Source organism: Pseudomonadota bacterium (assembly GCA_018823285.1).
Classification (GTDB): domain Bacteria; phylum Desulfobacterota; class Desulfobulbia; order Desulfobulbales; family JAGXFP01; genus JAHJIQ01.
The window spans coordinates 1-11870 of sequence record JAHJIQ010000073.1; the positions used below are offsets into that span (position 1 = coordinate 1).

The following is an 11870-nucleotide window of genomic DNA, read 5'->3' on the forward strand; positions in this document are numbered from 1 at the left end:
GCCAACTGGGCCTGCATCATTGAGGACCACTATAAGAAGGGGATGGATATCGAGTGGGCCAAGGATGGTGACGGGGTCAAGGTCGGCACCGGCAAGCTCTTCATCGTCCAGGCCCGTCCCGAGACCGTGCACTCCCAGGCCTCCAAAGGGGTCATGGAAACCTACAAGCTGAAAGAAAAAGGCAAGGTGATTGCCGAGGGGCTCGCGGTCGGTACCAAGATCGGCAAGGGTGCGGCCCATTGTATCGAAGACGTCAAAGATATCTCGACCTTCAAGAAGGGCGAGGTGCTGGTCACCGATATGACCGATCCCGACTGGGAGCCGATCATGAAGATCGCCGCCGCCATCATCACCAACCGGGGCGGCCGGACCTGTCACGCCGCGATCATTTCCCGTGAACTCGGGATCCCGTGTGTTATCGGCACCGCCAACGGAACTGAACGGATCAAGACCGGGCAGAACGTCACCGCCTCTTCCGCTGAAGGGGAGACCGGTTATGTCTATGACGGGCTCCTTGATTTCGAGATCGAGAAACTCGATCTCGGCGATCTGCCGGCGACCAAGACCAAGATCATGATGAACCTCGCCATTCCGGAAAAGGCCTTTACCGAAAGCCAGATTCCCAATGACGGGGTGGGGCTCGCCAGAGAGGAGTTCATCATCAACTCCCATATCGGCTTGCATCCGCTGGCGCTGGTCAACTATGAAGAGCTGAAAAACTCCGGCGATCCTGCAAAACTGGAAGTCGTCAGGAAAATCGATGAGAAAACCGGCGCCTATGCCGACAAGAAACAGTTCTTCATCGACAAGGTTGCCGAGGGCGTCGGCCGGATTGCCGCAGGTTTCTACCCGAAAGACGTGATCGTGCGCCTCTCCGACTTCAAGAGTAACGAGTATGCCAACCTGGTCGGCGGCACTTTCTACGAGCCGGAAGAGGAGAACCCGATGATCGGCTGGCGCGGTGCCTCCCGTTATTACGATCCGAAATACCGGCCGGCCTTCGAGCTTGAGTGCCAGGGTCTGCTGAAGGCCAGAAACGACATGGGACTCAACAACATCAAACTGATGGTTCCTTTCTGCCGGACCCCGGATGAGGGCAGAAAGGTTATCGAGGTCATGCGCGATTGCGGTCTGGTCCAGGGTGAGAACGGCCTTGAACTTTACGTGATGTGCGAGATCCCGAGCAACGTGATCTCCGCCGATGCCTTCGCCGATATTTTCGACGGCTTCTCCATCGGTTCCAACGACCTGACCCAGCTCACCTACGGTCTTGATCGCGATTCCGGCCTGATCGCCGGGATCGCCGATGAACGGGATCAGGCGGTGAAGGATATGATCAAGATGGTGATCGCGACTGCCAAACGTCGCGGCAAAAAGATCGGCATCTGCGGCCAGGGTCCTTCCGACTTCCCTGAATTTGCGACCTTCCTGGTGGAATGCGGGATCGACTCCATGAGCCTGATCCCCGATACCGCGGTCAAGACCAGAATGGCGGTCCACAAGAAAGAAAAAGAGCTGGGGATCGCGCCCTGATTCTTGTTCCTGATATTGTTTAACCAAAAGGGGGCGCTGACTGGATAGTCAGCGCCCCCTTTTATAATTTTATGAACCTGATTTTATTTCAACACCTTCAGTCTGGACCTGGCGGTTTCAGCCTGGTCACTCTCCGGATAATCATCGGTCAGTTTGTAGTAAACCAGTTTGGCGGTCTCGAGGTCCTTGAGCTTTTCGAAGGCCAGGCCCTGTTTGAGCAACGCGGCGGGGGACTTGTCGTGTTTCGGGAATTCGGCGATCACCTTCTGGTATTCCAGGATGGCCAGTTCGTATTCCTGCTGGTTGTAGAGGCTGTCACCCAGCCAGAACCTGGCATTTGCCACCAGATCACCGGTGGGGAATTTCTCGACATACTCCGAGAATGAGGCATAGGCGTCCTGATACTTTTTGGCATTGAAGAGTTCCATTCCTTTTTCGTAAGGGTTGCCGGCGGCGGAGGATTTGCTGCTCGCAGCACTCTGGGCTTTTGCGGCAGACGGTTTGTTGGTGGAAGTTTTCTGGCTGACCGTTTTCTTTTCTTTCTCCGGTTCAATGAGTTTCACCGTGGCCGGTGAGGAGGTCCGCTTCCGGGCTTTGGCTGCGGCTTCCGCTTCCGCTTTTCTGGCTTTTTCTTCCGCCTCGGCCTGCAATCTTGCTCTCTCACGGGCTTCCTCGGCCCTTCGTGCCGCAATCGCCGCAGCTTCGGCCGCTTTTTTCGCCTGTTCGGCGGCGGCATCTGCTCTGGCCTGTCTGAGACTGTCTATCCCGTTTGCGTTCTGTTTAATCAGAACTTCATTGGCGAGAATTCTCGTTTCCAGTTCCTGGTGCTTTTTGCTTTGTTCATCAAGGGAGAGCCGTAAGTTTTCAATGGCCGTGTTCAGGTCATGCAGACGGCCCGACATGCTGTCGCGATAGTCGTTGCCGGTTTCCTGAAGTTTCTGGTATTGATGGGCATTTTCTTCCATCTGGCCCTTGACCTGCAGGAGCTTGGTCCGTAACTGGTCGATGGTGTTTGCGGTGTCGGCCAGATTTTTCTGCAGGGCCTCAACCGAGTTCTTGTTGGCCCGGTTGGTGGTCTCTTCCTTGAGGTCATTCATCCCCCGGTCCATGTTGATCAGCTTGTTGTCCATGGAACGGAGCCGCAGGTCGAGGTTCTTGACGTCCTGGGTCGAGGCGACACATTGAATCAGGAAAGGAGAAAAGGCGAGAATTGACAGGATGGGTTTGAGCCGGATGATCGTGCGCATGAGATGTAAGGTCCGTTGCTGAGATTGACTGTAAAAAATGACCGGGATTCAACTCTCCGGATCAAAGAAAGAATATAGCCGCTGGAGATTTATTTTCCAGAAAAAACCGGTTGGCCCGGACTCGACTATCGCTCTTCCCGGGGCGACCATTGCGGCATGGTCTCTTCGCCGTCCCAGTCGAAAAGGACCTTGAAACCGGAGCCGTTTCTGAAAATGGAACAGATATTCTGTTCATCTCCCCGTCGTCTGGAAAAGACGATCTGCCGGCTGTCGGGTGACCAGCTCGGAGATTCATGGTCTCCCCAGAATCGGGTCAGCCGGGTGGGGCGCCCCCCCTCGGGGCTGATCACATAAATATGATACATGTTCTCATAGTGACCGGAATAGGCGATCAGATTGTTGTCGGGCGACCAGGAGGGGGTGGTGTTGTAGGATCCGACAAAGGTGATCCTCTGGGCGGTACGGGTGTTGACATCCATCACATAGATCTGGGGGCTGCCGCTGCGGTCTGAGACAAAGGCGAGCCTCCTGCCGTCCGGCGACCAGCTCGGAGAAACGTTGATCCCTTCGTGTTCGGTGAGACGGCTTAGGATATTGCCCGAGGTGTCGATCAGGTAAAGGTCCGGATTGCCGTCCGGGCTTAAGGTGACGGCCATTTTCGTGCCGTCCGGATGCCAGGCCGGGGCCATGTTCAGCCCCCGCCGTTGGGAGATCGGGGTGGTGACTTTGCTCTGGGAGAGATCGGTGATGTACAGGTTCGGGTTGCCCTTGTGGTAGGAAGTGTAACTTAAATACCTGCCGTCGGGGGAAAAGCGCGGGGAGACCGCGATGCCCTTATGCTTGGTGACCTGGCGCAGCTGGTCACCGAAAATATCGGTAATATAGATCTCCTTGCTGCCGGTCTTGTCCGAAACAAAGGCAATGCTGGTGCGGCTCACGCCCTTATCTCCGGTCATTTTGAAAATGATCTCGTCGCAGAATTTCAGGATCATCTCCCGGATCTTGTCGGCTTTACCCCGGTATCTCCTTCCGAGAATCATTCTGCCGGTGGTGACATCGATCAGGCGCACTTCAATAACCAGCCCCTTCTCATCTTCCTGATAATTGCCGAGCACCGCAAAGTCCGCCGCCAGGTCGAGCCAGTTCGCGGTCTGGACTCCGCCGTAATCATCGGGAGGGATAATGGAGATGAAACCATGGAAGACGAGGGCCTCCGCGAGAAGGGCGGCCATCTCGCGGCCCCGGTCCTCGATGACTTCCTGCCGGTTGATGTTGATGAAAAAAGGAACCGCGGTGGGGACCTTGCGCAGCTCGGCCGAAGTCACGTCGATGATGATTGCGGCCCGGGCGGACGACATACAGAGTAGAAAAGAAAGGGTGAAAAGTGTTTTGATCAGCAGGTTTTTCATAAGCATGGTCAGTCGGTCGGATCTCATAAGGCAAAAGGAGGATGAGCCGGGGCAGGGTGTTTTACTCAACTTTCTGACTTGCCTAAGATATTGGTTTGCTGTCATAAAATAATCCAAAGCCATGGCGGCATTCCATGGTTAAAAGCCAGAATCCAGAAGCCAGAATGACTGATTTTAAAGCTTTTCTCCTGGCTTCTGACTCCCGGCTTCTGCCTTCTTGTGGAAAACAGGCACGAAAAAATCGCCAAAACCCCTTTATTTCACCCTACGGGTATAAGTTTCGTACGAGCAGGCCAGCTGCTCAATTCAGCTTTATCGGGAGATTAACATAATTCAGAAAGTTGAGGTTTTTTACAATAACCCGCCGGGATAAAAAGTCACATGAATTTCGTCGTTCTGCTGGGGCAGATCAATGGGAAACGGAGGCAGGGGGGTTGCATCGTCAACAGCCTTCTGAACATACTGGTTAAAACGGCTGTCGGCGGACCGTTTCTTGAAATAGCTCGAAATCACACTGCCGTCGCGGTTGACCCTGATGATCATCACACATTCGAGTTCGTCGCTCCACTCCTTCAGTTCGGGCAGTTTCCAGAACTTGTCGATATGCTGGACCAGTTGCGCCTTGTACCTGTCGATCGCCTCCATTTCCCTGGCCCTGCTTCTGGAGTCGGATGGCGGGGCATCGGGAACCGTCTGGGCATCGGGAGTGGTGATTGCCTGGGCCTCGGAATATTCCTTTTCCCTGCGATAGAGGTCGGAAATCCGGCTCACCGCCGTATTTGCTGCCTTGCGGGCCTCTTTTTCCGCCTGCTCCTTCATGAAATCAAGTTTCACCTGTTCCATCCGGGTCTTGATCAGCTCCTGGCGGAGTTTTTCCTTTTCCCGTTCCGCCTTCTCCAGGGCCAGTTTCTGCTTCAGGGGACTCAGGGAAACAGCCGGCAGTTTTGCCGCCGGCGCAGGTTCCGGTACCGGTGGGGGGGGAGGGGGGGCCTTTTCCCTGATCACGACCTTCTGCACTTCGGGAGGTGGTTCGACGGCCTGGTACAGTTCAACCGTATAGACTTCCGGAATGGTCGGTTCGGACCAGATGATCAGCGGCCCGAAGATGGTGAACAGGATTGCCCCGGCATGCACTGCCACCGTCAGCAGGAAAGGGGTCCGCTGCTCACGGTCATGGCGGAGATCATCCCAGCAGTCACCCAGACCGGCCGCTGCCGACCTCGGGTTCAGGAAGGTGCGGAGGTCGGAAAGGAAATAATGGAGATCATCTATCAGGGCGGTTAAACGCGCTCTCATTTTCCAGCTTTGTCGTAGAGGGGCCTGGTGATCATCCCCAGCTTGTCGAAACCGGCGTCCTTGATGTCGGCCATGATCGAGACCACCAGCCCGTAGGCCACTTTCTTGTCGGCATTCAGGAAGACCGGCCGTTCCCGGTCTTTCTCGGAGAGCCTGGCCAGTTTCTGCCTGAACAGTTCCCGGTTGACGCTGATCCGGTCGATGGTCAGCTCGCCTTTGTCACTGATGGAGATGATCACCGGCTTGACTTTCTGCGGCAGTGGCCGGGCGGTGGTCTCGGGCAGATCAACATCCACGCCCTGGCTCATCATCGGCGCGGTGACCATGAAGATGATCAGGAGCACCAGCATGACATCGACCAGCGGGGTCACATTGATTTCGGCCACCAGGCCGCTTTTGCCGTTTCGCGGGGTAAAACCCATATTCTTTCCTGCTCCCGGATCAGTTTCTGGCGATGAGGTCGCGTTCGACCAGATTCAGGAAATCGGCGGAGAAAGACTGCATCTGCCCTTCCAGTTCGGCCACCTTGTTGGAATAGTAATTGTAGAAGATTACCGCCGGGATCGCTACGGCCAGACCCGCAGCGGTCGCGACCAGCGCCTCGGAGATGCCGGGCGCGACAACGGCCAGGGAGGCGGAGCCGATTTTGCCGATCTCATGAAAAGAGGTCATGATCCCCCAGACGGTGCCGAACAGCCCGATGAACGGGGTGGCGCTGCCGGTGGTTGCGAGAAAGGCAAGATTGCGGCTCACCCGGTTTAATTCGGAAGTTTCCGCCTTTGACAGTGACCGCTTGAGGTTGTCGATCCCGGCCAGACGCATTTCCAGAGAGGCGTCGGTGCTGCTGCCGGGTCTGCTCGCCTTGATCTTCTGGAGTTCATTGTAGCCGGCCCTGAAGATGGCGGCCTCCGGGCTGTTGCTCTTGTCGGACAAAGCCTTGTGGGCCTCGACCAGGCTTTTTGAACTCCAGAACGATTTGGCAAAGGCTCCGGTGTCGACCACGATCTTTTTAAAGAGCATGTGCTTCTTGAAGATGATGTACCATGAACCCAGCGAGAAAAACAGGAGCAGGAGCATGACGGATTTGACCATCAGTCCCGCGTGCCAGAACATGGAGAATAAACTTAACTGTCCCACGTGCGGAATACCTCGAGGAAAAAAATTGACTGAAACATCAGTTGGTAACCATCATTAAAATGTCCTGCTATTCATAATTTTTTTTGCTCCGGATGTCAATCCGGCTGAGGTTGGCCCGGAAATAATCATGAGCAGCGTATTCTTTTTGACAACTTTTTATAAAGAAGGTTATTGTGCTGGACTTTTGTTCTTTTTATCATCATATAGTTTCGGTTCAGTCAGTTGTCTGTTTCGGCCCGGTACTGCGGCGCTCTGCCGCGATGCCCTTCCCGGCAGGCACCAGTTAAAATTCAAGTGATACAGGTTACGCTCATGAAGACTATTAATGTAGGGCTCATAGGTTTTGGCACAGTCGGTTCCGGTACCGCCGAAGTCCTTCTGCAGCAGGCGGAACGCCTTGAAAGCAGGGCCGGGCTGTCGCTCCGCCTCAAAACGGTGGCCGATATTATGGTCGATACGCTTCCCCCGCAATTTTCCGGGGTGACGCTGACCAAAAATGTTGAGGATATTTTCGGTGATCCGGAGATCGATATCGTGATCGAACTGATCGGCGGCATCGAACCGGCAAAGACCTTCATCCTGAAAGCGATTGCCGCCGGCAAACATGTGGTGACCGCCAACAAGGCGCTGATCTCCCAGCACGGCAGGGAAATCTTCAACGCCGCGGCCGAAAAGGGGGTCGAGGTCGGTTTCGAGGCGAGCGTCGGCGGCGGCATCCCGGTGATCAAGGCCTTGAAAGAGGGGCTGGTCGCCAACAAAATCGTCTCGATCATGGGGATCATGAACGGGACCAGCAACTATATCCTGAACAAGATGACCGAGGAAGGCGCCCCTTTCGAGGAGGTCCTTGCCGAAGCCCAGGCCATCGGCTATGCCGAGGCTGATCCGACCTACGATATCGAAGGGATCGATACCGCCCACAAACTGGTGATCCTGATGTGTCTCGCCTACGGGATGCAGGTGGACCTCGCCGAGGTGAGCACCGAAGGGATCAGCCGGATCGAGCCGGTGGACATCGAGTTCGCCCGTGAGTTCGGCTACCGGATCAAGCTCCTGGCGGTGAGCGTCAATCACGGCGATCATGTCGAGGCGCGGGTCCATCCGACGATGGTGCCCGAAAAGCACATGCTCGCGAACATCGGCGGCGCTTATAACGGGATTCATTTCACCGGGGACATGGTCGGCAATGTCCTGCTCTACGGCCTGGGGGCCGGGAAGATGCCGACCGGCAGCGCGGTGGTTGCCGATGCGGTTGATATCGCCCGCAATATCGTCAACGGCTCGATCAACCGGGTGCCGAGCCTTTCGTACCGGCCGGAAAAAATCAGGCCGGGAAAAATCACCCCGATGGACCAGCTGCGCTGTCCCTATTACTTCAGAATCACCGCCGCCGACAAACCGGGGGTGCTCTCCACCCTTTCCGGCATCCTCGGCAAGAACGGGATCAGTATCGAATCGGTCATCCAGATGGGGCGGCAGAAGGGCGGCAATGTGCCGGTGGTGATCCGGACCTATGAAGCAAGTGAGTCTTCGGTGCGCGCGGCCCTCGCCGAAATCGACGGTCTTGCGATCTGTCCGGCCCCGACCGTGAAGATCAGAATCCTGCTGGATGAGTAAAGATGGCGAAGGTGAAAACAGTCATTCTCATCGGCGACGGGATGGGTGACCTGCCGCTGGCGGAGCTTGGCAACAGGACCCCGCTGCAGTATGCCGAGACCCCGACCATGGACTATCTCGCCACCCACGGCGAGCTGGCGATGCTGAAAACGGTGCCCGACACCCTGGAGCCCGGCAGCGATGTCGCCAATCTCTCCCTGCTCGGCTATCGCCCGGAAAAGTACTATTCCGGCCGGGCCCCCCTGGAGGCGGCGAGTATGGGGATCACGCTTGCGGCCGATGAAACCGCCTTCCGCTGCAATCTGGTGAATCTTTTCGAACGCGCGGACGGCGAGATCATCATGGCCGATTACAGCGGCGGCCATATCACCACCGCCGACGCGCGGGAGCTCATCAAAGGCCTCAAGGAACAACTCGATTCGGACCGTTTCACCTTTTATCCCGGCATCAGCTATCGCCATCTGCTGGTGGTCAAGGGTGAGATCAGTCTGTGTACCACCCCCCCGCACGATCACTCCGGGAAACCGGTCACCACCTTCTGGGGCCATTATCAGAAGAGCCCGCTGGCCGGGCTGGTCGTGAAGGCGAGGGAGATTCTCGCCGCACATTCCGTCAACCGGGGCCGTGCCGCCGCCGGAAAAGTGCCGGCCAACGGAATCTGGCTCTGGGGCGAGGGAAAAACGCCTTCGATGCCGACCCTGCACGAACTGTACGGGCTCGAAGGCGGCCTGATTTCGGCCGTGGACCTCCTGAAGGGGATCGGGGTCTGTGCGGGTCTTGAGATCATCAATGTCCCGGGCGCCACGGGCTATATCGACACCAACTACCAGGGCAAGGCGGCTGCGGCGATTAAAGTCCTTGAGAAGAAGGATTTCGTGGTGGTCCATGTGGAAGGACCGGACGAAGCCTCGCACCAGGGGAATCTCAAAGACAAGATCACCGCCATCGAGGATTTTGATGCGAAGATCGTCAAACCCGTCTACGACTCTCTGCAGCAGTCGGGTTGCGATTACCGGCTGGCCGTGGCGATGGATCATTATACCCCCATCAGCACCCGGACCCACGACCGTCATCCGGTCCCGCTGGTGATCTTCTCTTCCGACCGGACATCGTCTTCTGGTCTCGCCTACACTGAAGCGGACGCCGAGAGCACCGGCCGCAGCTACGACAACGGCGAGGAATTTTTCAAACGACTGATGGGGCAGGGCTGAACCATGGGCGGGCAACCGGTTGTTCACCGCAGTGAATGCCGTGTTCTCTACGGCGATACCGATTCCGGCGGGGTGGTCTACTACGGCAACTACCTGCGTTTTTTTGAATCGGGCAGAACCGAGATCCTGCGCGCCAACTGTACCTCCTATCGCGAGCTGGAGGAGAAGGGCTATATCCTGCCGGTGGTCGAGTGCCACACCCGGTACAAGGCCTCGGCCCGCTACGACGATCTGCTGATCGTTGAGACCTCGGTCCAGGATGTGAAGAAGATGTCCTGCCGGTTCAATCACCGGATCACGAGGGCTGATGACGGCCAGTTCCTGGTGAAAGGGTATACCATCCACGCCTGTGTTGATCTGCAGGGCAAGCTCACCAGGTTCCCGGAATATTTTTACCGCAAACTCCTGGAAATATCCGCGGCGGACCAGGCCTGAAATCAGCAAGCGGTATGCCCCTCGAACCGATATATTCCTGTCGCATTTCCTGTTTCCCTCCTTGACATAATTCTGCAAGAGAGTATATTGACCCACTCAATGTGTCGCGGGGTGGAGCAGTTCGGTAGCTCGTCGGGCTCATAACCCGAAGGTCATCGGTTCAAATCCGGTCCCCGCTACCAGTAAATTCAAGGGTTTCAGGCTTATGGTCTGAAACCCTTTTTTCTTTTGTTGACCCTGTTTCGACCCTGCCCCCCCTATATTTCGCTTTGCATGTTCATCCCGGTGCGAACCAGGGAAACACTTTTCCCATGCAGGTTTCCCGATCAGATCGAATCCCGATCCACGAAACAGTTTCAACTAACCCGCTTTGTCGGTTAGATTGAGGTCGTTCAGGAGAAGGGAAGGAGAATGTCAAAATGTTAGGTTTGACCCGGTCCAACCATCCGGTCGTCAAGAACCGCACCTGGTGGAGGTCAATCACCACGGGCCGGAAGAGCTGATGGATTACCTGTGGGGGCAAGGCATGATGGAAGACATCTCAAACAAAGACATGAAGGTACGAAGGTATTCGAAATGAGTAAAAATAAGTCACCGGGAAACGAAGTCTCCATTGTCCGCTCCTCAGCCGCCGAATATCTCACTTTTGTCGCCGCCGCCGGCACAGGTGGTATCGAGGCGGTATACGCCGATGAGAGCATCTGGCTCACCCAGAAGATGATGGGGGTGCTCTATAATGTTGAAACACATACCGTCAACTACCATCTGAAAAAGGTGTTTTCCGACAGTGAACTGGAGGAAGCGACAGTTATTCGAAAATTTCGAATAACTGCCGCCGACGGCAAGATCTACAACACCGGACACTACAACCTCGCCGCCATCATCGCCGTCGGCTACAAGGTTAATTCCGAACGCGCAGTGCAGTTCCGCAAGTGGGCCACCGGAATCATCCAGGAGTACACCATCAAAGCCTACGTCATGGATGACGAGCGGATAAAGAGCGGCGGCTCCATCCTCATCGATCAGTACTTTGAAGAGCAGTTGCAGCGCATCCGGGAAATTCGCCTCTCCGAGCGCAAGTTTTACCAGAAGATCACCGACATCTACGCGACCTCCATCGACTACGATATCAGCGCCCAGGCCACCAGGCGCTTTTTCGCCACAGTGCAGAATAAACTGCACTGGGCCATCCACGGCCGGACTGCGGCGGAAGTCATCGTCAACCGTGCCGACTCCGATAAACAAAACATGGGCCTGACCACCTGGAAAGATGCCCCGCAAGGAAAAATCCAGAAATTTGAGGTGGTGGTGGCGTTTGTCCCTGAAGTTTTTGCGGTACCTCTCAATCATCTCCTGTTTTGAAAATAAAGTTTGCACCTGGGCCGCTGGATGTCCTACCCCTGGCGATATACTGGGATAAAAGCCGCAATGTTTTTACTGCTGTCTGTAAATGAAAAACAAATGAGAAATGGAGGAAGACAGATGAGAAGAAGTGTATCGAAGTTGAAAGAGTATCTGCCTCAGTTGATCGGGAGAAAGGTTGTGAAAGTTCTTTACACGGAACCGGAGGACGAGTCGTCGTTCCCCTCCCAGTTCCTGATGGAGCTGGATAACGGCGCAACTTATGAGGTCTATGGGAGAGGGAGCCTTGGAATTACAGGCCTTTGTTATTACGGGAAAGGCCACTGTAAAGCCTGCTTTGAAAAAGCGGAGATCAACAACCAGTCTGCTGCCTTTGCAGACGGGAAAGGGGTGCAATTCTACTCGCCCTGAGCACCAGACTGAAATGACAAAAAATGAAAAAGGAGATTGGAAATGAGAATGAACGATTACGTAAGGCTTCTTGTCGGCAAGACGATCAAAGGGGTGGTGGTAAGAGATCGGGAAACGAAAAATCCGCCGCGCCAGTTGTTCCTGATTTTCCCGGATGATTTAGTCTTTGAAATCTATGGCGAGTTCACCTGGGGAAAAGGGTTCACATCCGA

10 protein-coding genes, 1 tRNA gene and 1 pseudogene are annotated in these 11870 nt (G+C 55.5%); 7 read left to right on the forward strand and 5 right to left on the reverse strand.

The features are described from left to right. The coding region (gene ppsA / locus KKG35_15995) for a phosphoenolpyruvate synthase (protein ID MBU1739632.1) at nucleotides 1-1533 on the forward strand (1533 nt) is incomplete at its 5' end. An 83-nt stretch (nucleotides 1534-1616) separates the two neighbouring features. Here the strand turns inward: ppsA and ybgF are convergent. The 5 genes from ybgF to tolQ form a co-directional block, all read right to left on the reverse strand. After that, nucleotides 1617-2780 (reverse strand): tol-pal system protein YbgF, encoded by a 1164-nt coding sequence (gene ybgF, locus KKG35_16000; protein ID MBU1739633.1) that lies wholly within the window; start codon nucleotides 2778-2780, stop codon nucleotides 1617-1619. Nucleotides 2781-2905: 125 nt separating this feature from the next. Further along, nucleotides 2906-4189: a Tol-Pal system beta propeller repeat protein TolB gene (tolB, locus tag KKG35_16005; GenBank protein ID MBU1739634.1), complete on the reverse strand. Its 1284-nt coding sequence runs from the start codon at nucleotides 4187-4189 to the stop codon at nucleotides 2906-2908. Nucleotides 4190-4540: 351 nt separating this feature from the next. Beyond that, nucleotides 4541-5485, reverse strand: a complete 945-nt coding sequence (locus tag KKG35_16010) for a cell envelope integrity protein TolA (protein MBU1739635.1) — start codon at nucleotides 5483-5485, stop codon at nucleotides 4541-4543. Beyond that, nucleotides 5482-5907 carry a protein TolR gene (gene tolR, locus KKG35_16015; protein ID MBU1739636.1) on the reverse strand — a complete coding sequence of 142 codons (426 nt, stop codon included), beginning with the start codon at nucleotides 5905-5907 and terminating at the stop codon, nucleotides 5482-5484. Before tolR ends, KKG35_16010 begins: the two co-directional genes overlap by 4 nt. A 19-nt stretch (nucleotides 5908-5926) precedes the next feature. Then, entirely contained in the window at nucleotides 5927-6598 is a 672-nt protein-coding gene (gene tolQ / locus KKG35_16020; GenBank protein MBU1739637.1) for a protein TolQ, read from the reverse strand. A 336-nt stretch (nucleotides 6599-6934) separates the two neighbouring features. On the opposite strand from tolQ, the gene KKG35_16025 reads away from it, so the two are divergent. From KKG35_16025 to KKG35_16050, 6 genes and pseudogenes are all read left to right on the forward strand, one after another. Next, nucleotides 6935-8239, forward strand: a complete 1305-nt coding sequence (locus KKG35_16025) for a homoserine dehydrogenase (GenBank protein MBU1739638.1) — start codon at nucleotides 6935-6937, stop codon at nucleotides 8237-8239. Between the two features lie 11 nt (nucleotides 8240-8250). After that, entirely contained in the window at nucleotides 8251-9450 is a 1200-nt protein-coding gene (locus tag KKG35_16030) for a cofactor-independent phosphoglycerate mutase (GenBank protein ID MBU1739639.1), read from the forward strand. Nucleotides 9451-9453: 3 nt separating this feature from the next. Then, nucleotides 9454-9885 (forward strand): acyl-CoA thioesterase, encoded by a 432-nt coding sequence (locus KKG35_16035; GenBank protein MBU1739640.1) that lies wholly within the window; start codon nucleotides 9454-9456, stop codon nucleotides 9883-9885. A gap of 105 nt (nucleotides 9886-9990) precedes the next feature. Then, a tRNA-Met gene (locus tag KKG35_16040) sits at nucleotides 9991-10067 on the forward strand. Nucleotides 10068-10461: 394 nt separating this feature from the next. Continuing rightward, nucleotides 10462-11199: pseudogene (locus KKG35_16045) on the forward strand (virulence RhuM family protein). Nucleotides 11200-11367: 168 nt separating this feature from the next. Continuing rightward, entirely contained in the window at nucleotides 11368-11658 is a 291-nt protein-coding gene (locus tag KKG35_16050; GenBank protein ID MBU1739641.1) for a hypothetical protein, read from the forward strand. Nucleotides 11659-11870: the final 212 nt, after the last annotated feature.

Coding starts and splice junctions, on each gene's coding strand:
- KKG35_16050 (MBU1739641.1), top strand. CDS start 11,368: ATGAGAAGAAGTGTATCGAAGTTGAAAGAGTATCTGCCTCAGTTGATC.
- ybgF (MBU1739633.1), bottom strand. CDS start 2,780: ATGCGCACGATCATCCGGCTCAAACCCATCCTGTCAATTCTCGCCTTT.
- tolB (MBU1739634.1), bottom strand. CDS start 4,189: ATGAAAAACCTGCTGATCAAAACACTTTTCACCCTTTCTTTTCTACTC.
- tolR (MBU1739636.1), bottom strand. CDS start 5,907: ATGGGTTTTACCCCGCGAAACGGCAAAAGCGGCCTGGTGGCCGAAATC.
- tolQ (MBU1739637.1), bottom strand. CDS start 6,598: ATGTTCTGGCACGCGGGACTGATGGTCAAATCCGTCATGCTCCTGCTC.
- KKG35_16010 (MBU1739635.1), bottom strand. CDS start 5,485: ATGAGAGCGCGTTTAACCGCCCTGATAGATGATCTCCATTATTTCCTT.
- KKG35_16025 (MBU1739638.1), top strand. CDS start 6,935: ATGAAGACTATTAATGTAGGGCTCATAGGTTTTGGCACAGTCGGTTCC.
- KKG35_16035 (MBU1739640.1), top strand. CDS start 9,454: ATGGGCGGGCAACCGGTTGTTCACCGCAGTGAATGCCGTGTTCTCTAC.